Annotated in this window: 19 protein-coding genes; 5 read left to right on the top strand and 14 right to left on the bottom strand. The window is 68.5% G+C overall.

All coding sequences use genetic code 11. The annotated features are described in order from the left end of the window. Positions 1-30 precede the first annotated feature (30 nt). Positions 31-933 carry a LysR family transcriptional regulator gene (locus tag RZE79_RS10005; RefSeq protein ID WP_319360288.1) on the top strand — a complete coding sequence of 301 codons (903 nt, stop codon included), beginning with the start codon at positions 31-33 and terminating at the stop codon, positions 931-933. Here RZE79_RS10005 and RZE79_RS10010 read toward each other — a convergent pair. The 3 genes from RZE79_RS10010 to RZE79_RS10020 form a co-directional block, all read right to left on the bottom strand. Next, a complete protein-coding gene (locus RZE79_RS10010) occupies positions 930-1,577 on the bottom strand; it encodes a GNAT family N-acetyltransferase (protein ID WP_319360289.1) in 648 nt (215 codons plus the stop codon). The two genes, RZE79_RS10005 and RZE79_RS10010, sit on opposite strands and share 4 nt — an antisense overlap. 254 nt (positions 1,578-1,831) lie before the next feature. Next, positions 1,832-1,957, bottom strand: a complete 126-nt coding sequence (locus tag RZE79_RS10015) for a hypothetical protein (protein WP_257884956.1) — start codon at positions 1,955-1,957, stop codon at positions 1,832-1,834. A 73-nt stretch (positions 1,958-2,030) separates the two neighbouring features. Next, positions 2,031-3,251: a polyhydroxyalkanoate depolymerase gene (locus RZE79_RS10020; protein WP_319360291.1), complete on the bottom strand. Its 1,221-nt coding sequence runs from the start codon at positions 3,249-3,251 to the stop codon at positions 2,031-2,033. Positions 3,252-3,342: 91 nt separating this feature from the next. Between RZE79_RS10020 and RZE79_RS10025 the strand changes: the two genes are divergently transcribed. Then, positions 3,343-3,999 carry a glutathione S-transferase gene (locus RZE79_RS10025; protein ID WP_319360293.1) on the top strand — a complete coding sequence of 219 codons (657 nt, stop codon included), beginning with the start codon at positions 3,343-3,345 and terminating at the stop codon, positions 3,997-3,999. Positions 4,000-4,009: 10 nt separating this feature from the next. Here the strand turns inward: RZE79_RS10025 and RZE79_RS10030 are convergent, their stop codons facing one another. Next, a complete protein-coding gene (locus tag RZE79_RS10030; RefSeq protein ID WP_153285195.1) occupies positions 4,010-4,837 on the bottom strand; it encodes a helix-turn-helix domain-containing protein in 828 nt (275 codons plus the stop codon). Between the two features lie 115 nt (positions 4,838-4,952). Between RZE79_RS10030 and RZE79_RS10035 the strand changes: the two genes are divergently transcribed. Both RZE79_RS10035 and RZE79_RS10040 read left to right on the top strand, forming a co-directional pair. Then, the gene (locus tag RZE79_RS10035; RefSeq protein ID WP_319360295.1) at positions 4,953-5,936 is read left to right on the top strand and encodes a tripartite tricarboxylate transporter substrate binding protein; all 984 of its coding nucleotides are present in this window, start codon (positions 4,953-4,955) and stop codon (positions 5,934-5,936) included. A gap of 25 nt (positions 5,937-5,961) precedes the next feature. Further along, positions 5,962-7,311, top strand: a complete 1,350-nt coding sequence (locus RZE79_RS10040; RefSeq protein ID WP_319360296.1) for an aromatic ring-hydroxylating dioxygenase subunit alpha — start codon at positions 5,962-5,964, stop codon at positions 7,309-7,311. On the opposite strand, the gene RZE79_RS10045 is transcribed toward RZE79_RS10040, so the two are convergent. The 6 genes from RZE79_RS10045 to RZE79_RS10070 form a co-directional block, all read right to left on the bottom strand. After that, positions 7,308-7,655 carry a DOPA 4,5-dioxygenase family protein gene (locus tag RZE79_RS10045; RefSeq protein WP_319360297.1) on the bottom strand — a complete coding sequence of 116 codons (348 nt, stop codon included), beginning with the start codon at positions 7,653-7,655 and terminating at the stop codon, positions 7,308-7,310. The genes RZE79_RS10040 and RZE79_RS10045 overlap by 4 nt on opposite strands. 7 nt (positions 7,656-7,662) lie before the next feature. Then, positions 7,663-8,280, bottom strand: a complete 618-nt coding sequence (locus tag RZE79_RS10050) for a DUF4166 domain-containing protein (RefSeq protein ID WP_319360298.1) — start codon at positions 8,278-8,280, stop codon at positions 7,663-7,665. Beyond that, complete coding sequence (locus RZE79_RS10055) at positions 8,277-9,260, bottom strand: methyltransferase domain-containing protein (RefSeq protein WP_319360299.1); 984 nt, start codon at positions 9,258-9,260, stop codon at positions 8,277-8,279. Before RZE79_RS10055 ends, RZE79_RS10050 begins: the two co-directional genes overlap by 4 nt. A 30-nt stretch (positions 9,261-9,290) precedes the next feature. After that, on the bottom strand, positions 9,291-9,548 hold the full coding sequence (locus tag RZE79_RS10060; RefSeq protein ID WP_319360300.1) for a DCC1-like thiol-disulfide oxidoreductase family protein: 258 nt from the start codon (positions 9,546-9,548) through the stop codon (positions 9,291-9,293). Then, positions 9,548-9,724, bottom strand: a complete 177-nt coding sequence (locus RZE79_RS10065) for a DCC1-like thiol-disulfide oxidoreductase family protein (RefSeq protein ID WP_319360301.1) — start codon at positions 9,722-9,724, stop codon at positions 9,548-9,550. The genes RZE79_RS10060 and RZE79_RS10065 overlap by 1 nt, the downstream gene beginning before the upstream one ends. A 68-nt stretch (positions 9,725-9,792) precedes the next feature. Further along, complete coding sequence (locus tag RZE79_RS10070) at positions 9,793-10,386, bottom strand: MarR family transcriptional regulator (protein WP_319360302.1); 594 nt, start codon at positions 10,384-10,386, stop codon at positions 9,793-9,795. A 134-nt stretch (positions 10,387-10,520) separates the two neighbouring features. Between RZE79_RS10070 and RZE79_RS10075 the strand changes: the two genes are divergently transcribed. Further along, entirely contained in the window at positions 10,521-11,615 is a 1,095-nt protein-coding gene (locus RZE79_RS10075) for a PA0069 family radical SAM protein (protein WP_319360303.1), read from the top strand. Positions 11,616-11,622: 7 nt separating this feature from the next. Here the strand turns inward: RZE79_RS10075 and RZE79_RS10080 are convergent, their stop codons facing one another. Genes RZE79_RS10080 through RZE79_RS10095 form a run of 4 tightly spaced genes read right to left on the bottom strand, consistent with a single transcriptional unit; the run spans position 11,623 to position 17,885 of the window. Further along, entirely contained in the window at positions 11,623-12,963 is a 1,341-nt protein-coding gene (locus RZE79_RS10080; RefSeq protein ID WP_319360304.1) for a TolC family outer membrane protein, read from the bottom strand. Between the two features lie 3 nt (positions 12,964-12,966). Then, positions 12,967-14,340 carry an HlyD family type I secretion periplasmic adaptor subunit gene (locus tag RZE79_RS10085; protein WP_319360305.1) on the bottom strand — a complete coding sequence of 458 codons (1,374 nt, stop codon included), beginning with the start codon at positions 14,338-14,340 and terminating at the stop codon, positions 12,967-12,969. A 27-nt stretch (positions 14,341-14,367) separates the two neighbouring features. Beyond that, positions 14,368-16,092: a type I secretion system permease/ATPase gene (locus RZE79_RS10090; protein WP_319360306.1), complete on the bottom strand. Its 1,725-nt coding sequence runs from the start codon at positions 16,090-16,092 to the stop codon at positions 14,368-14,370. Beyond that, on the bottom strand, positions 16,089-17,885 hold the full coding sequence (locus RZE79_RS10095) for a type I secretion system permease/ATPase (protein ID WP_319360307.1): 1,797 nt from the start codon (positions 17,883-17,885) through the stop codon (positions 16,089-16,091). The genes RZE79_RS10090 and RZE79_RS10095 overlap by 4 nt, the downstream gene beginning before the upstream one ends. Positions 17,886-17,928: the final 43 nt, after the last annotated feature.

The following is a 17,928-nucleotide window of genomic DNA, read 5'->3' on the forward strand; positions in this document are numbered from 1 at the left end:
TGATTCATTGAATCGATAACCAGGACGCCCATGGCCGCCTTGCCCCTGCGTGCCCTCACGCTGCGCCAGCTGCAGTGTTTCTCGGTGCTGGTCGAGGAAGGGCACTTCGGCCGCGCGGCGCACCGGCTCGCCATCACGCAGCCCGCGCTGAGCAACGCGATCAAGCAGATGGAAAAGCTGCTCGGCGCCGAGCTGCTGACACGCTCCACCCACCGGCTTGAGCTCACGCCCGTCGGCGCCGAGGTGCTGGCGCGCACCGACTTTCTCGTCCACACCTTCGAGGTGGCGCTGCGCGACATCGAGAGCACGGTGCAGCGCGGCCGGGCTTACGTGCGCGTGGGCGTGATCCCCTCGGCCAGCGCGCGCGTCGCGGCGGCGGCGGCCGACTTCCTGCAGCAGCGCGGCGAGGTGGAACTGGCCTGGCGCGACGCGCCCTCGACGGTGCTGCTGGCCGAGTTGCGCAGCGGCCAGCTCGACATGGCCGTGGCCGCGATCACCGAACCGCCGGGCGGGCTGGCATGCATCGACCTGTTCCGCGACCCGCTGGTGCTGGTGGTGCGCCGCGACCACGCGCTGGCGGCGGCCGGCGAGGCGCGCTGGGAGGCCATCGGCAGCGAGCGCCTCGTGCTGTTCGAAAGCGGCAGCATGCCGGCGTTGGGCGACCCGGCGCGCGCGCAGTTTGCGCAGGGCGCGCAGCCGTACCGCGTGAGCTATTCCGAAACGCTCTATGCGCTGGTGCGCAGCGGGCAGGCGCTGGGGCTGATGCCGCAGCTGTACACCTCGTCGCTGCGCGACCCCGAACTGGCCGTGGTGCCGCTGTCGGCGCCGCGCATCGAACGGCGTGTGGTGCTGGCCTACCTGCCGGGGCCGATGCGCAATGTGGCGGCGCAGGAGTTGATCGGGTTCCTGCGCGAGCGGCTGCCGCAGGCTTAGGCAGCTTCGAGCATTGCCATGCGCGTTTCGCTGCTGAAACGCTCCAGCGTCCAGCCGTCGCCGAGCATGAACATGCGCGTGTGCAACTGCGACAGCGTGTCGCCATCCACCTCGTCGCCGAGATAACTCAGCCGCTTTTCGCGCAGGTCGACAAAGCCCGTCGTGTAGTCACGCCCCAGGCGCAGCCACAGCGCATGCGCGCCCGGCGACTGGCGCGCGCCGCTCATCAGGCACATGCCGCTGCCCAGTGCCCACCGGTACACGGCCGTGGCCAGCCCGCGCCGCTGGTAGGCGGGGTCGTACTGCGAATGCGGCGCGCGGAGGTGGCGGTCGGCGCGGCGGTCGAGTTCGATGAGGCGGTTGAACACGGTGTAGCCGACCAGCCGCTGGTGGCGCACGTCCTCGATGTACACGTAGGTCTCGCCGTCGGCCTCGCGAAAGCGTGCGCGCAGGTCGGGGTCGTCCAGGTGCAGCGCGGGCAGGTCCTGCACGCGCTCGCCCATGGCGCGCATGCGCTCGTACACGGGCGTCAGCGGCTCGCTCGGGCGACCCTTCTTCGGATCGACGTCGATGCGCAGTTCGGCCGACTGCAGGAAGCGGCGGCGCAGCGCGTCGAACGAGAGCCACGCGGGCCAGGGCGGCAAGGCGGGCGAAGGAACAAAAGGGGAGCAGGCAAGAGCCACCACGGGGAAATCCTCACGACGAAACACGACGACGAAGCGGACGAGGCTCTTCCACGCGGCACGGGGCCGAAGGCGGGAAGAAGGTCGGACGCTGGGGAAGTGGTGCGTTGCCCGGGCCGATCGATCAAGCGATCAGGGCCAGGGCGCGCGACCGCGCGGGGCAGGTGCCCGACGGTCGATGTGCGCTGAAGAAAAAAGGAGGCTGACCGCCGGGCTCAGGGATGTGCGAGGGTCTGCTGCGACCTCGCCGTCATTGCGGCGGGCGCGCGCACGCGCGCATCGCCCGGGGCCGCGGAGGCCGCCGTGCGATCGAAACCGGCAATGAAAACCATGACGTTCATAGGGTCGATTGTAGGAAGCCGGAGGTGTCAGGGCAACCAAAGCCCCCGCGGTCTCTGCCAGATTGGGTTGCGTTCAGTGGAGTTCGTCGGCCGCGTGGATCGTCTCGCGCACGCGCGGGTAGATCTGCGTGTTCCATTTGCTGCCGCTGAACACGCCGTAGTGCCCGACGCCGGCCTGCAGGTGGTGCGTCTTGAGGTACGGGCGGATGCCGGTGCAGAGGTCTTGCGCGGCCACGGTCTGGCCGACCGCGCAGATGTCGTCGCGCTCGCCTTCCACGGTGAGCAGCGCGGTGCGCCGGATCGCCGCGGGGTTCACGGTGCGCCCGGCCACGGTGAGCACGCCGCGCGGCAGGTCGTAGGTCTGGAACACGCGCTCGACGGTCTCCAGGTAGAACTCGGCGGGCAGGTCGTTCACCGCCAGGTACTCGTCGTAGAAGTCGGCGATGGTGCGGGCCTTGTCGAGTTCGCCTTCGACGAGCAGGCGCTCCATGTCCTCGAACTGCTTCTTGTGGCGCTCGGGGTTCATGCTCATGAAGGCCGTGAGCTGCAGGAAGCCCGGGTACACGCGCCGCATCGCGCCCGCATGCGGCCACGGCACATGGCTGATGAGGTTGCGGCGGAACCACTCGATGGGCTTGCTGGTCGCGAGCACGTTCACGCCGGTCGGGTTGATGCGGCAGTCGACCGGCCCCGCCATCAGCGTGAGGCTGCGCGGCGTGGCCGGGTGGTCGTCTTCCGCCATGAGCGCGGTCGCGGCCAGCGCGGCCACGCAGGGCTGGCACACGGCCACCATGTGCGCGCCCGGGCCCATGGCCTCGACGAAGCGGATCAGCTGCAGCGTGTAGTCGTCGAGCCCGAAGCCGCCGTGCCACAGCGGCACGTCACGCGCGTTGTGCCAGTCGGTCAGGTACACGTCGTGGTCGCGCAGCAGGGTGCGCACGGTTTCGCGCAGCAAGGTCGCGAAATGGCCCGACAGTGGTGCGACCAGCAGCACGCGCGGGTGCACCGCATCGGTGTGCGCCTTGCGAAAGTGCAGCAAGGTGCCGAACGGCGAGACCAGCGCGACCTCTTCATGCACGGGCACCTCGGTGCCGTCGACAATGACCGAGTCGATGCCGTAGTCAGGCCGCGAGTGGGTGAGCCGCATGCGCGAGAAGACCTCGCAGCGCGCGGCCATGCGCCGCAGCGCGGTGCGATCGGTGCCGTCCTGCCAGAGTGCGCGGCCCAGGTACTGCGCGGTGAGTCGCCATGGCGAGAACAGGTCGGCCTGGTTCTGGTAAGCGCGGTACAGCATGCCTCGGTTGCAGGCAAGTTGTGGGCCAACAAGCATTGCATCTCATGGCACGGCGCTTGCACACACGAGACATCGTCCAAGGAGTGTCGCGATGGCCAAACCCGTTCTCACGATCAGCAGCAAGAACTACGGCGCCTGGGCGCTGCGCGGCTGGCTGATGTGCAGGCTCGCGGGGCTGGACTTCAGCGAGAAGGTCATCCCGCCCGACGATCCGGCCATGAAGGCCGAGATGCTGCTGCTGTCGTCGTCGATGCTGGTGCCCTCGCTGCAGCACGGCGGCATCAAGGTGTGGGACACGCTGGCCATCGGCGAGTACCTGAACGAGATCAAGCCCAAGGCCGGCCTGTTGCCCGCCGACGCTGCGGCACGCGCGCATTGCCGCGCCATCTGCGGCGAGATGCACTCGGGCTTTGCCTCGATGCGCGGCGCATTGCCGATGAACATCAAGGCCCGCTTCAAGAACTTCAAGGTGTGGTCGCGCGCGCAGGGCGACATCGACCGCATCGTCGCCATCTGGCGCGAGTGCCTCAAGGCCTACGGCGGCCCCTTCCTTTTCGGCAAGCAGCCCGGCATGGCCGACGCGATGTACGCGCCCGTGGTCACGCGCTTCCTGAGCTACGACGTGGCGCTCGACAGCACCTGCGCCGCGTACTGCAAGCGCGTGATGGAACTGCCCGCCATGAAGGAGTGGGTGGCCGCCGCGCTGCAGGAGCCCGACGAGATCGACGAGCTCGAGGCCGAGTTCTGACGCTTCTTCTTCAGGGGCTCGCGGGCGGCAGGCCGAGCCCGTCCTGTCGCAGCCGGCGCTCGATGCTCTGCGCGGCCTGCTGCAGGTCGCCCAGGTGCGCCGTCACGATCTCGCGCTCGCTCTTCACCGTCGGCAGCCACGCGCAGCTGAGGCAACCCACCACCTGATCGCCCAGCCGCACCGGCACCGACACCGCGCCGAAGCGGTCGGGCGAATCGAGGCTGGTGGACGTGGGGTCGCGCGCCGCGTAGCCCTGGTCGCGTGCGTGCGCCACCATGCGGCGGATGCTGTCGGGGCGCCGCGCGCCGCGGTCGAAATCGTTCGGTGAACGCGCCAGTGCGGCGAGGATTTCGCGCCGCTCGTCTTCGGGACAGAACGCAAGGTAGCAACGCCCGAGCGACGACAGCAGCATCGGCGGACGAAAGCCCAGTGCCCGGTAGTTGACCGCGAGGCCGTTGCGCGGCCGGTCGGTGTCGAGGATCAGCATGGCGGTGCCGTCGCGCACGCCGAGGTCGATCGGCCACGGCACCAGCCGCTGCAGCGTGGCACGCGGCGATGCGGCCAGGGCCGTGAGCCGCGTGCGCCACGCCGCTGCAGCGCCCGACTGGCCGGTGGCCGAGGTGGGCACGTAGCGCTTCTCCAACTCGTTGCGCTCCACCCAGCCGGCCTGTTGCAGCGTCTTCAGGATGCGCAGCAGCGTCGCCTTCGACAAGCCCGTCTGCCGGTGCAGCTCCTGCAGCGTGACGGCCGATGCACGCTGGATCGCCAGCATCACGTCGAGCCCGCGGCGCAGTGCGTCGATCGACTTCACGCTCTGCGCGCCGGTGGTGTCTGACATGCCGCCTCCGAAGAAAAAAGGTTCACTCAGTGAAACTATATCTTCTGGCGGTGCGGCTGCATTCCTACAGTCCGATGACACCCCACGTCGTCCCACCGAGAAGGAAAACCACCTCATGTTTCACCACCGAAACGCGCTCCATGCCGCTGCAGGAGCCATTCTTTTGCTGTGTGCCGCCACCGCGTCCCTGGCACAGTCGTGGCCCGCGAAGCCGATCACCATCGTCGTCGCCTACCCGGCCGGCGGCGACACCGACGCCATCGCGCGCGCCTATGCCGAGAAGCTCGCGCAGCGCGTCGGCCAGCCGGTGCTGATCGACAACCGCCCCGGCGCGAGCGGCATGATCGGCAACGCCTGGGTCGCGAAGGCACCGGCCGACGGCTACACGCTGCTGTTCACGCCCAGCACCTTTCCCATCGCGCAGCACGTGCTGAAGGCCGGCCCCGGCGTGGCGCACGACGTGGTGAAAGACTTCACGCCCATCGTGAAGACCGGCAACATCCCGGTGCTGATGGTCACGTCGCCCACGAGCGGCCTCCAGAACGTGGCGCAGCTCGTGGCCGGTGCCAAGGCCGGCAAGGCTCTCACCTACGGCACGCCGGGTGCGGGCTCGCCGATGCACATCGCGGGCGAGCTCTTCAACAAGGACGCCGGCATTGCCGTCGCGCATGCGCCGTACCGCGGCGTGGCGCCGGTGGTCAATGACACGCTGGGCGGCCACGTGAGCGTGGGCTGGATCACGCCCGGCGCGGTGGCGGCCCACATCACCGCCGGCAAGCTCGTGCCGCTGGCCGTGGCCGAACGCCAGCGCACGAAGCTGATGCCCAACGTGCCCACGTTTCTCGAACTGGGCTATCGCGACATGGACGTGAGCGCCTGGATGGGCCTGCTCGGGCCGAAGGCGATGCCGGCCGAGGTCGTGCAGACGCTCAACCGCCACTTCAACGAGATCCTGAAGATGCCCGACGTGCAGGCCCGCATGGCCGCGCTGGGCATCGAGCCCGTGGGCGGCGCGCCGTCCGTGCTGGCACAGCAGATCAGCGACGACGACCAGCGCTTCGGCAGGCTGGTGCGCGAGTTCGGCATCCGCGCCGATTGACGACAGACAGACAAGGAGACGAAGCATGTTGAGCGAAGAAAAGAACCGCCTGCTGACCGAAGTCGGTCCGGGCAAGCCCATGGGCGACTACCTGCGCCGCTACTGGCACCCGATTGCCGGTGCCAGCGAGTTCGACGACAAGGCCGTGAAGCCGCTGCGCATCCTCGGCGAGGACCTGGTGCTCTACAAGGACCTGAGCGGCAACTACGGCCTGGTCGACCGCCGCTGCCCGCACCGCAACGCCGACATGTCGTATGGCTATGTAGAGAAGTGCGGCCTGCGCTGCAGCTACCACGGCTGGCAGTACGACACGAGCGGCCAGTGCATCCACCAGCCCTTTGAAGAAACGCTGGACCCCGATGCGCGCATGCGCAAGAACACGAAGATCAAGGCCTACCCCGTGCAGGAAAAGGCCGGCCTGCTGTGGGCCTACATGGGCCCGCAGCCCGCGCCGCTGCTGCCCGACTGGGAACTCTTCAACTGCAAGAACGGTTTTGCACAGGCCGTGTTCGCCGAAATTCCCTGCAACTGGTTCCAGTGCCAGGAGAACTCCATCGACCCCGTGCACTTCGAATGGACGCACAACAACTGGACCACGCGCCTGCAGGGCGACGAAGGCCCCTACGTGCCCACGCACCTGAAGCTCGCGTTCGAAGAGTTCGAGCACGGCTTCGTCTACAAGCGCCTGCGTGGCGGCGAGCGCGAAGACAACGTCATGTGGACCACCGGCCGCGTCACGCTGTGGCCCAACGGCTTCTTCCTCGGCCATCACTTCGAGTGGCGCGTGCCCATCGACGACCACCACACGCTGAGCGTGCTGTGGGTGCTCAGCCGCGTGCCCAACGAGCAGGAGCCCTATGTGCAGGAACGCATTCCCTCGTGGTACGGCCCCATCAAAGATTCGGTCACGGGCCGCTGGATCACCAGCCATGTCGCCAACCAGGACTTCGTGGTCTGGGTTGGGCAGGGCACCGTGACCGATCGCACGCGCGAGAAGCTGGGCCAGAGCGACAAGGGCATCGTGATGATGCGCCGGCGCTTTTTTGAAGAACTCGAGTCGATGCAGGCCGATCCGTCGCACGAGCCCAAGGGGCTGATTCGCGATCCCGAAAAGAACCGCGACGTGTGCCTGCCGTCGGCCTGCCGCGACGAGATGCTGCACGGCCTGCCGCGCGCCGAACTGGCTGCGCATCCGCTGCTGGGGCCGTACCTGAAGGACTTCTTCGGACAGGCCGGTCAGCCTGACGATGTGCGTGCGGCGTATGAGAAGGCCATCGGGCAGAAGGTCGAGGGCGCGCAGTTCTTCAAGGTGCACGGCGGTGCGTCGGACGCCGAAGTTGAAACGCAGGACGCGGCCTGCCGCGATGCGGCCTAGCGCCGGAACATCCGCAGGTCGAGCGCGCTCTCTTCGCCCAGCCACATCGCATGCGCCGTGTGGTCCGCGAAATCGTCGCCGGTCACGCCGTGCACGAACACGTCGAGCCCGTTGCGATTGGCGTCGAGCCAGGCGATGACCTCGTCGAACTCGGCGGCGTCGAAGGCCAGCTGGCAGCTCCAGTGCGGATGCGGGCCGACGAGGCGTTCGTGCACGCGGCCGACCACCACCATCAGCTCGCGGCCGGCGCGCTCGCTGAGTTCGCGCGCCTGCGCCAGCGTGTCGGGCGCGAAGTAGATGTGGGCGTGGTACTGGGCGTAGAGGTTTTCGGGGCGGCGCGGCATGGTGCGCTCATTGTGAACCGAGGCGGAAGCGGCCGCTGTAGCGGAACACGTCGCCGAACCAGCGATGGCGCAGCAGCATCTTCATGGTGAAGTGGTCGGGGTCGGTCGGGTCGGGCCGTTCCTCGACATAGGCGGTGCCGAGAAAGAGGCCCAGTGGCAGCGGAATGCGCAACCCCGCAATGCGCCAGATGTAGCCCTTGTCGCGGAACACCAGTGCGCCGTCTTCCGCACTCACGGCGAGCCGCATGCCGATGCCGAAGCGCACGAACTCGATCACCTCGCCGCCTTGCGAAGGCGCGGCTTCCATGTGCGAACGGAAGTGAAAGGGCGCACGACCCGCGAAGTGAAAGATGCGGTCCCAGTATAGGTGCGGGTCGTCGGCGCGGCAGCGGTAGTGCACCTCGATCGGCACGTCGGTGCCGGTGTGCGGCACCAGCGCGCCGACGAGGCGGCCGAAGGGCATGAGCAGCGCGGCCCACGGTGCGTGGTGCACCTCGTGCATGGCGCCGTGCACGCACACATGCTCGGCCGACAGCGGCGTCATCGCGTAGTGCCGTCGGATCACGTCGCCGAGGTGCGCCCATGCGGGGCCGAGCGCCTGCTGGATCAGCGGCGTGGCGCTCATGCAGCAGTGCTTTCGTCGGCCTTGCGCGTGGCGCTCACCATGGCGTAGTCGAAGTCGCGCCAGAACATGCCCAGCGCGAGCGCGCAGTAGCTGGCCACGATGTGCTTGCGGCGCCACGGGCTGAGCTTGCCGCGCGCCTTCCAGAGCTCGGCCAGCGTGAAGCGCGTGGCCAGCACCGGGATGTGCAGCGCGCTGGGCGCAACGCGCCAGCGCAGCGACTTCACTTCGATGTCGTCGAAGCCGTGGGCGCGCAGCGCCGCGATGAAGTCTTCGCGCACAGCGAGTGTGGGCACGGCCCAGCTGTCGGCCCACAGGCGGTGCAGCCAGCCCGCGAGGCGGCCCGGCTGGCGGCGCAGCAGGAAGCCGTCGACCACCACCAGCCGCGCGCCGGGCTTGAGCAGCCGGGCGGCCTCGCGCACGAAGTCGGCCTTGGCGGTGCCTTCGGCGTAGCAGGCGCTTTCGAGTGCCCAGGCGCCATCGGCCTGGGCGGTGGGCAGGCCGGTGCGGGTGTAGTCGGCCTCGACGTGCGCGACGCGGTCGGCCACGCCGGCGCGGGCGTCGAGCCGTGCGGCGATGCCGTTCTGCACCGGCACGTTGGTCACGGTGACCGCATGCAGCGCGGGATCGTCGCCGACCAGCGTGCGCGAGGTGGCGCCCGCGCCGCAGCCGAGGTCGAGCACGCAGCGCGGGCCGGTGGTGGCCGTGTCGAGCCGCAGCGCGCGCCCGACGGTGCGGTTCATCTCGATCAGCATGCCTTCGCGCCGCAGCGGGTTCAGGCCCAGGCGCCAGAAGCCGAAGTGCATGTTGTAGCTGGGGCTCCAGGCGCGATAGTCGTCGGCGACCTCGGTGAAATAGTCCTGCGTGTCCTCGCGGCTCACGTGGCCTTCGACTGCAGGCGGCGCAGGCGGCGCAGGCGGCGCAGGCGGCGCAGGCCGCGCGGTGCCGGGCAGGCGGAAGTCGGGCTGGAAGACGTCGGGCATCGAAACTCCTTCAGGCGATGGTGAGTTTGTTCAGAGCTTGCAGTGGTCGTCGGCGCAGGTGGTCGGCGCGATCGCACCGTGCCCTGCGAGCCGCAGCACCAGCCAGCGCGGCAGCCGGTAGCGGTTGCGGGCCAGCACCGCGTAGGCGCGGTCGGCCAGCCGGCCGACGACCGGCAGATCAAGCACCGCGCCACCGGCCGGCAGGCCCACCGCGGCGCGGCAGGCGCGGATGGCGTTCACGCCCACGCGCAATTGGCCAGCGGCATCGACTGCGTGCAGCGAACGCATCAGCGCGTCGCGTGGCGCCGGGGGCCATCCGCGAAACCGGTGGGCGAGCAGTCGACCAGGCGCAGCCGACCGTCGTTGTCGCGCGCCTGCATGGCGCCCATCTCGGCCGTGCACAGCGGGCAGGTGGCATCGAAATAGACGGTGAGTGGGTAGGTGGCGGGGGCGAAGCGGGTCATGGTGTTCTTGGTTCTCGATATTTCAGTCAAAACAGAAATGAGAAGGCAAAAAAAGGACTCGGCCTTTCTCAGATCATCGGCAGGCTGGCGTGGTGCGCGTCGGGGTCGTCGCCCTTGTCGGGGGGCGGTGGCGGTGCGCTGTCGCCGCGCACGAACTTCTGCACGCTGGCGCCGAGCGTGAGCACCTTGTCGAGCGTGCCGGGCGACAGCCGCAGCATCTCATCGGCCCAGGTGGCGAGCTTGGTCATGAGGTCCATGGTGGAGCGGATGCGGTCTTGCGCATCGGGCGGCTCCTTCTGGAAATCGGGGCTGGCAACGATCTCGCGCAGCACACGGATGGTGGGGTCGAACTCGCGCTCCTTGCGCTCGCGCACCACGGTGCGGAACAGCTCCCACACATCGACGCTGGTCTCGAAATAGTCGCGCCGGTCGCCCAGCGTATGGGTGATGCGCACGAGGTTCCAGGCCTGCAGTTCCTTCAGGCTGTTGCTGACGTTGGAGCGGGCCACGCCCAGCGTTTCCGAGAGCTCTTCGGCGTGCATCGGCCTGCCGTGCGCGAACAGCAGGGCGTGGATCTGCGAGACCGTGCGGTTGACGCCCCACATGGAGCCCATCTCGCCCCAGTGCAGAACGAACTTGCGTTGAATGTCGGTGAGTTCCATGGCGTCGAGTTTAGGAATTCCTTGATTTCTGTCAAGACAGAAACAAAAAACGATGCATGGCCGGCGCAAAAGTGAAATACTGTATGAATAAACAGTTATTCAACTTGTTTCCTGCCTCCTTCCAAGGACTCGCCATGCCCGCCGCCCAGATTCCCATCCACATCGTCAAAGGCCGTGGCGCGGCCACGCGGCTCGCGCACCGGTTCTCCAAAGACGAGCGCGACGCCTTCGACGACGGCTGGGGCACGCTGGAAGAAGGCGAGGCCGAAGCCGCCGAACTGATGCCGCTAACCACCGAAGTGCGCTTCGAGGACGTGAAGTCGGTGCTCAGCAGCAACGAGTCGCCCGACATTCCCTTCGACCGCTCGCTCAACCCGTACCGCGGCTGCGAGCATGGCTGCATCTACTGCTTTGCGCGGCCCACGCACAGCTACCTGAACCTCTCGCCCGGCCTCGACTTCGAGACCAAGCTCATCGCCAAGCGCAACCTCGTCGAGGTGCTGCGCGCCGAACTAGGGCGCAAGAGCTACCGCCCCAGCAACCTCGCCATCGGCACCGCGACCGACTGCTACCAGCCCATCGAGCGCGAGCTGCGGCTCACGCGCGGCGTGATCGAGCTGCTGAGCGAGGTGCGCCACCCGTTCGCGCTCATCACCAAGTCGAGCGCCGTGGAGCGCGACCTCGACCTGATCGCGCCGATGGCGGCCGACCGGCTCGCGGCCGCGTACGTCACCATCACCACGCTCGACGGCGAACTGGCGCGCAAGCTCGAGCCGCGCGCCGCCGCGCCACACCGGCGGCTGCGCACCATCCGCACGCTGGCCGAGGCCGGCGTGCCGGTGGGCGTGAGCCTGGCACCGCAGATTCCGTTCATCACCGAGGACATGGAGCAGGTGCTCGAAGCGGCCTGGGAGGCCGGCGCGCGCAGCGCCTTCTACACCGTGGTGCGGCTGCCGTGGGAGGTGGCGCCGCTCTTCAAGGAATGGCTCGCGCTGCACTACCCGCAGCGCGCCGAGCGCGTCATGGCGCGCATCCACGAGATGCGCGGCGGCAAGGACTACGACGCCGACTTCGCCACGCGCATGAAGGGCTCAGGCCTGTGGGCCGACCTGATTCATCAGCGCTTCCAGAAGGCGACGAACCGGTTGGGCTTCAACCGCGAGCGGATTGCGCTCGACACCTCGGCCTTCCGGCCGCCGGGCGCACAAGGGCAGGGCAATCTGTTCTGAGGGCAGGTCAGCGCGTAAGCCAACCGTTGATCTCGTCAATGACGTCGGCCTTGGCGCCGCCCGCGAGGGCCTGCAACCGTATGCGCGACAGCAGGTAGACGAAGCGGGCCTGCGCCAGGTCACGCTGGGCGGAGACCTTCAACTGGTCCGCGTTCAGCACGTCAGGCAAGGTGCGGCTGCCGGCCTCGAACGAGCGCTGGTTCGACAGCACGACCTGCTCCGCGGAGCGCACCGCCTGCTCCAGCGCCTTGACCCTCAGCACGCCTTCGGTCACGCCGCGGAACTCACGGTGCAGCCGCACCCCGAGGTCGCGGCGCAAGGCTTCGAGCGTCTCTTCGGCCCGCTGCTGGTTTGCGAGCGCCTGCCTCACGGTGGAACTCACATAGCCGCCCGAATACAGAGGAATGGTGAGCTGCACGCCGATGGACCGGTTGGTGTAGCGGGTCTTGATGCTGGTGATCGTGTCGCTGTCGTTGCGGGACCACTGGGCGACGGCGTCCAGGGTCGGGTAGTGGCCCGCCTGTGCCTTGTCCAGCTCATGCTTCGCAGCTTCCACCTGGGCGGCGAGCGACTGAATTTCCGGGCTGGTGAGTTCGGCCTGCGCGATCCAGTCTTCCACCCGGTCGGGCGTCGGCCGCACGAGCTGCATCCGCGACGGGTCCAGCGGCGCGAGCCCGTCGATCGGGCGATTGACCAGGCTCTGGAGCTGCCTGCGCGTGAAGTCCAGGTTCTGCCGCGCTTCCAGTTCCTGCGCCACGTTGAGGTCCAGCGCCGCGCGTGCTTCGTCGATGTCGGTGCGCGTGCCGAAACCCGCGCCGAGCCGCTTCTGCGCGGCATCGAACTGGGTCGTGAAGGCCGTCTTCTGCGACAGCACCAGCGCGAGATGCTCCTCGGCCAGCAAAGCCTCGAAGTAGGCGCCGCTCACCCGCACGCCGACGTTCTGCAGTTCGCGTTCAAGAATGGCCTCGGCATCGTCGACCTGCGCCTGCGCCTGTCGGTAGTCGGCCATCTGGTACATGCGGAAGAGGGGCTGCCGCAAGGTCAGCGCTTCGCTGCTGCTGGTGTAGCGCAGGTGGGACGTGACGAGTTGCCCCGAGGCGTCGGGCGAGGTCCTGTCCAGCCAGTTCCGATGGCGCGAGACGCTGGCCGACAGGTTGGGAAGCAGTTGCGCGCGGGCCTGCGGCAGGCGCTCGCGCCGGGCGTCCGTGGCGGCGCGCACCGACCGGATCGTCGCGTCCTGTTGCAGCGCTTCCCCATACGCCTGGGACAGGTCGATCGACCAGGCCGGCCCGCAGAGAAGGCCGGCCGCAACAGCAACAGCGGTGAGTGCCAGCGCGTTCTTTTTCACGGGTCATTCTTCCGTCATGGAGGCGGCGATGCGCTTGGTGAGCGGATGCAGCAGGTACACGAGCAGCGAGCGCTCGCCGGTCTTGAACACCACCTCGACCGGCATGCCCGGCTGCAGCGACCGCTTGCCCAGCTTTTTCAGGCCCTCCTGCGTCACCGCCACCCGCGCCAGGTAGTAGCTCGCGTTGGTCTGGGGGTCGGTCAACAAGTCGCCAGAAACCGACACCAGCTGGCCCTGCACCACGAGCTGCGGCGAATGGGCGAAGCTCGAGAAACGCACGTCCACCGGAATGCCGGCGTGGATGCGGTCGATCAGATGCGGAGGCACTCTCGTCTCAAGCAGCAGGGGCTCGTTGGCGGGCACCACGTCCATCAGCTTCTGCCCCGGTGCGATCACGCCGCCCACAGTCTGCGCCACCAGTGCCACCACCTGGCCCGACGCGGGCGAGCGGATCTCGGTGCGGCCCAGTTCGTCCCGCAAGGCGACGAATTTCTCGAAGTCGCCCAGCACCTCGCGGCTGACTTCCGCCTGCTGTGTCTCCACTTCCTTGTGGTACTCCTGCTGCCTGGCAATGGCACGCTGGCGAAGCTCCGCGACCGAGCGCCGCGCCCGGCCCGTGTTGCCGATGAGCTCGGCAATGGAGGTGCTCGATTCCGCGAGCTGGCGTTCCATCTCCAGCTGGCGATTGCGCGGCGCATACCCTTCGGCGACCATCTTGCGCGTCTGGGTCAGTTCCTCGCCGAGCAGCGACAGCTGGGTCCGGCGGCTGCCCAGCATGCTGGTGTAGGCCTGCGACAAGGCCTGCTGGCCCTGGATGTTCTCCTCGATCGATTGCAGGTCGGCGCGCAAGGCGGCGCGGCGCGACCGGAGCAGCTGTTCCTGGTTGAACATCTGCTGGCGGATCAGCGGGTCCTTGGCCGCGGCCTGCAAGTCCGGATGGAAGTCGATGGTGTCCAGTCCGCCCTGTTCGGCCAGCAGGCGGCTTTGAATGGCGCGAAACCCGAGGTAGCGCTGCCGCACGGTTTCGAAGCTCGCCCTGGCCGCGGCGTCGTCGAGCTTGAACAGCAACTGGCCCTCTTGCACCTGGTCGCCTTCGCCGACCCGCACCTCCTTGAGGATGCCGCCGATCTGGTGCTGCACTGCCTTGCGCTTCGTGTCGATGGAGACCAGCCCCTGGCTCGGCACACCCTCGTCGAGCGGCGCAAACGCGGCCCACAACAGAAAGCCGCCGAACCCGACGGCCAGGGCCCACACGCCGATCCGTCCTGCGCGTCCGAACTCGGTGCCGAGGCCTTGGACATCGGCATTCTTCGATCGATCGTCTGCGGCCGGTGCGGGGGCGGACGTCACGTCTCTGAGAAGGTTGGGTTGGGCCATGTGGAACTCCCTCCGGGATGAATCGAGTCAAGCCGACTGCACCAGGGCCGCCGGCCGCATGACGGGCGGAGGTCGGCGAAGCCACGCGAGCACGGCATCGCGCGGTCCGTCGGCCGTCAGTTCGCCGTCGCTCAAAACCATGAGGCGGTCGGCCACGCCCACCGCGCCCTGGCGGTGCGTCACCAGCAGCACCGTTTTTCCCTTGGCCTTCAACTCCCGGATGGCGCGCAGCAGCGCGGCTTCGCCGGCGTCGTCGAGGTTGGCATTCGGTTCATCCAGAACAACGAGCGACGGATCGCCATAGAGCGCCCGCGCCAGTCCGATGCGCTGCCGCTGCCCGCCGGACAGCAGGTGGCCCGCGTCCCCGATGGGGGTGTCGTAGCCCTTGGGAAAGTGCAGGATCGTCTCGTGCAGGCCGGCGCTGCTGGCCGCCTCGATGACCTTGCGCGAGTCGACCTCGCCGAGCCGCGCAATGTTCTCGCCAATGGAGCCGCCGAACAACTCCACGTCCTGCGGCAGATAGCCCAGATGAGGACCCAGTTCCAGACGGTTCCAGTCCCCGATCGGCACGCCATCGAGCAGCACCGCCCCACGCGATGCGGCCCAGATGCCCACCATGACCTTCACCAGCGTGGACTTGCCCGAGCCCGAAGGGCCCAGCACCGCGACCACGGTGCCTGCGGGGATCGCGAACGAGATGCTCTTCAGGATGGGCGTCGCGCGCCCCACAGCCCCTGCAAACACGCCTTGCAGGCTGATCTGGCCGGTGGGGGCGGCGCGGGACGGGGCAGGGGCCTGCTCGGGGAAGTCGGCCAGCAGCCTGTCGAGGCGCTGGAATGCGCAGCGGCAGGAGACGAAGCCCCGCCACGCACCGAGCAGCTGGTCGATCGGCGCGAGGGCGCGGCCCATCAGCACGTTCGCCGCGATCATGGCGCCCGGCGACAACTGGCCATCGATCACCAGCAACGCACCCGCGCCCAGCGCGAGCGACTGCTGGCTGTAGCGGATGAACTTGCTCCAGCCGGCGACGCGATGCACCAGGCCCTGCGCGCGAGCGCTCTGGTCCATGCTGGCCGCATGCTGGCGGTTCCAGCGCGTTTGCAGCGCGCCCACCATGCCCATCGATTCGAGCACCTCGGCATTGCGCAGCTTGCCTTGCAGGTCGTTCATCGTCTCGCCCGTGGCCTGCAGCACCGCTTCCGAGGGCGCGACGGTCCGGCGCTGGCCGAACCAGGCCAATGCGGCCTGGACCAGCGCAAACGCCAGCGCCAGCACACCGAGCCAGGGATGAAGAAAGAAGATCACCGCGATGTAGATCGGCGTCCACGGTGCATCGAAGAGCGCAAAGATGCCTTGGCCGGTCAGGAACTGGCGGATCTGGCTCAGGTCGGCGAACGGCCGGGGCGCCACGGCCGCCGACTGGCCGAGGTAGGCGCGAAAGCTCCCGTTGAACACCCGCGTGCTCAGTTGCCGGTCGAAGCGCAGGCTGGCCCGCACCAGCAGGCGCGAGCGCAGCCATTCCGACAGGGCCAGCGCGCCGAAAAGCAGCAGCGTGATCAGGGACACCGCGAGCAAGGTCATCTCGCTTTGGCTGGACAGCACGCGGTCGAAGATCTGCAGCATGTAGAGGGTCGGCGCGAGCATGAGCAGGTTGGTCAGGAAGCTCAACGCGCCGACGACCAGGAACTCCCTTCGGAACCCCCAGAGCACGCGCCCCAGTTCGCTGCGGTGGAAGAGCGCAGGGGTTTTCATGGCCGTGGGTGCGCCTGAAGCGCGATGCTCGCCGCGTTGCCAGCATCGCGCCGCCGCGATGCCGCGCCGTGGGCCGCCTGGCGTGTCCGGTCTGCCGCCTGATCGCCGGCCTGCCGCAGCGCAGCCAGGATCTCGTCGCGCGGGCCGAACGCCTGCATGACGCCGTCGCTCAGCACCAGCATCTTGTCCGCCACGGCCAGCACGCTGGTGCGGTGCGTCATGACGACGAAGGTCGTGCCCCGCGCCTTGAGGGTCAGGATGGCGGCCGCCAGGGCGGCGTCGCCCGCGTCGTCGAGGCTCGAGTTCGGTTCGTCGAGCACCACCAGCGCGGGCTCGCCATAGATCGCGCGCGCCAGGGCCACGCGCTGCCGCTGCCCGCCCGACAGCACGGTCCCGTCGGGCCCGACCGGGCTGTCGTAGCCCAGCGGAAGGCCCGTGATGCTGGCGTGCAGGTCGACGGCCAATGCGGCCGCCTTGACCTTCGCCGGCCGCACCTCCCCGAAGCGCGCGATGTTCTCGGCCAGCGTGCCCTCGAGCAATTCCACGTCCTGGGGCAGGTAGCCGATGTGCGGGCCGAGTTCGCGCTTGTCCCACGCGAACACGTCGGCGCCGTCCAGCCGCACCTTGCCGCTCGCCGCAGGCCACAGGCCGACGAGCAGGCGCGCCAAAGTCGTCTTCCCCGCGGCAGACGGACCGACGACGGCCAGCACCTCGCCGGGCGCCAGGCTGAAGGCCACGTTCTTCAGGAGGGCGGGGCCGTTGCCCGGTGGCGCGCCTGCCACGAGGCTTTCGACCTGCAGCGCGCCCTTGGGCGGCGGCAGCGGCATCGTGTCGGGTTTCGGGGGGATGGCGCTCAACAGGCTGTCCAGGCGCCGCCATGCATCGCCGGCGTTGACCACCACGCGCCACTGCGTCACGAGCTGCACCAGCGGCGCGAGGGCCCGGCCGCCCAGGATCGAGCCGACCACCATCATTCCGGCGTTGCCGTTGAGCTGGTTCTTCAGCAGCAGCCAGGCGCCCAGCCCGAGCAGCAACGAACCCGTGGTGACCTGCAGGAACTTGCTGACGGCCTGCGAGGTCCCGGCGTGGTCCGAGGCCACGGCCTCGCGCTGCAGAAAATCGCGCCGCTTGCCCATCCAGCGGCGATGGACGTCCTGCTGCATGCCCATCGACTCGATGACCTGCGAGTTTCTCAACACGGCGTCGGCGTACTGCTGCGCATCGATCGCGCACCGATTGGCCGCCACCAGCGGCGGGCGCGTGTGGCGGTCGTTGAGCCAGCCGACAAACACCTGCAGCAGCGAGCCGACAACCGCCGACCAGCCCAGCACCGGGCTGATGGCGAACATCAGCCCCACGAAGACCAGCGACACCGGCGCTTCCATCAGCGCCAGCAACGGCGGCGCATACAGAAATTCGCGCAAGGTCCGCAGGTCGTTGAGCGGCTGCACCGTTCCACCCGGCACCCGCATGAGACCCGCGTCGAAGACGGCGACGAACACGCGGTTGCGCATCGCCTGGTCCAGTGCCTGTCCGGCCTGGTACATCACCTGCGCGCGGGCCCAGTCGAGCACTTCCATGAGGCCGTACGCGGCCAGGACCAGCAAGGTCAGCATGGCCAGCGTGAACGCGTTGCGGCTGTTCAGCACGCGCCCGTACACCTCCAGCATGTACGCGCTCGGCGCCAGCAGCAGAAGGCCGGCGCACACACTGAACCAGGCCGCCCGCACGACGTAGGGGCGCAGCGCTGTCACCGCCTGCCGCAGTTCGCCCGATTTTTCCGGAGGCTTCATACCACCTCGCTCATTCGACTTCGATCACGGGGACGAGGGCGGT

This window comes from Variovorax sp. EBFNA2 (assembly GCF_033802765.1).
In the GTDB taxonomy this organism is placed as follows: domain Bacteria; phylum Pseudomonadota; class Gammaproteobacteria; order Burkholderiales; family Burkholderiaceae_C; genus Variovorax; species Variovorax paradoxus_H.

Excerpts from the sequence above, each read along its gene's own strand:
- RZE79_RS10005 (WP_319360288.1), top strand. The coding sequence starts at position 31 with ATGGCCGCCTTGCCCCTGCGTGCCCTCACGCTGCGCCAGCTGCAGTGT.
- RZE79_RS10015 (WP_257884956.1), bottom strand. The coding sequence starts at position 1,957 with ATGAACGTCATGGTTTTCATTGCCGGTTTCGATCGCACGGCGGCCTCC.
- RZE79_RS10020 (WP_319360291.1), bottom strand. The coding sequence starts at position 3,251 with ATGCTGTACCGCGCTTACCAGAACCAGGCCGACCTGTTCTCGCCATGG.
- RZE79_RS10025 (WP_319360293.1), top strand. The coding sequence starts at position 3,343 with ATGGCCAAACCCGTTCTCACGATCAGCAGCAAGAACTACGGCGCCTGG.
- RZE79_RS10030 (WP_153285195.1), bottom strand. The coding sequence starts at position 4,837 with ATGTCAGACACCACCGGCGCGCAGAGCGTGAAGTCGATCGACGCACTG.
- RZE79_RS10035 (WP_319360295.1), top strand. The coding sequence starts at position 4,953 with ATGTTTCACCACCGAAACGCGCTCCATGCCGCTGCAGGAGCCATTCTT.
- RZE79_RS10040 (WP_319360296.1), top strand. The coding sequence starts at position 5,962 with ATGTTGAGCGAAGAAAAGAACCGCCTGCTGACCGAAGTCGGTCCGGGC.
- RZE79_RS10045 (WP_319360297.1), bottom strand. The coding sequence starts at position 7,655 with ATGCCGCGCCGCCCCGAAAACCTCTACGCCCAGTACCACGCCCACATC.
- RZE79_RS10050 (WP_319360298.1), bottom strand. The coding sequence starts at position 8,280 with ATGAGCGCCACGCCGCTGATCCAGCAGGCGCTCGGCCCCGCATGGGCG.
- RZE79_RS10055 (WP_319360299.1), bottom strand. The coding sequence starts at position 9,260 with ATGCCCGACGTCTTCCAGCCCGACTTCCGCCTGCCCGGCACCGCGCGG.
- RZE79_RS10060 (WP_319360300.1), bottom strand. The coding sequence starts at position 9,548 with ATGCGTTCGCTGCACGCAGTCGATGCCGCTGGCCAATTGCGCGTGGGC.
- RZE79_RS10065 (WP_319360301.1), bottom strand. The coding sequence starts at position 9,724 with ATGACCCGCTTCGCCCCCGCCACCTACCCACTCACCGTCTATTTCGAT.
- RZE79_RS10070 (WP_319360302.1), bottom strand. The coding sequence starts at position 10,386 with ATGGAACTCACCGACATTCAACGCAAGTTCGTTCTGCACTGGGGCGAG.
- RZE79_RS10075 (WP_319360303.1), top strand. The coding sequence starts at position 10,521 with ATGCCCGCCGCCCAGATTCCCATCCACATCGTCAAAGGCCGTGGCGCG.
- RZE79_RS10085 (WP_319360305.1), bottom strand. The coding sequence starts at position 14,340 with ATGGCCCAACCCAACCTTCTCAGAGACGTGACGTCCGCCCCCGCACCG.
- RZE79_RS10090 (WP_319360306.1), bottom strand. The coding sequence starts at position 16,092 with ATGAAAACCCCTGCGCTCTTCCACCGCAGCGAACTGGGGCGCGTGCTC.
- RZE79_RS10095 (WP_319360307.1), bottom strand. The coding sequence starts at position 17,885 with ATGAAGCCTCCGGAAAAATCGGGCGAACTGCGGCAGGCGGTGACAGCG.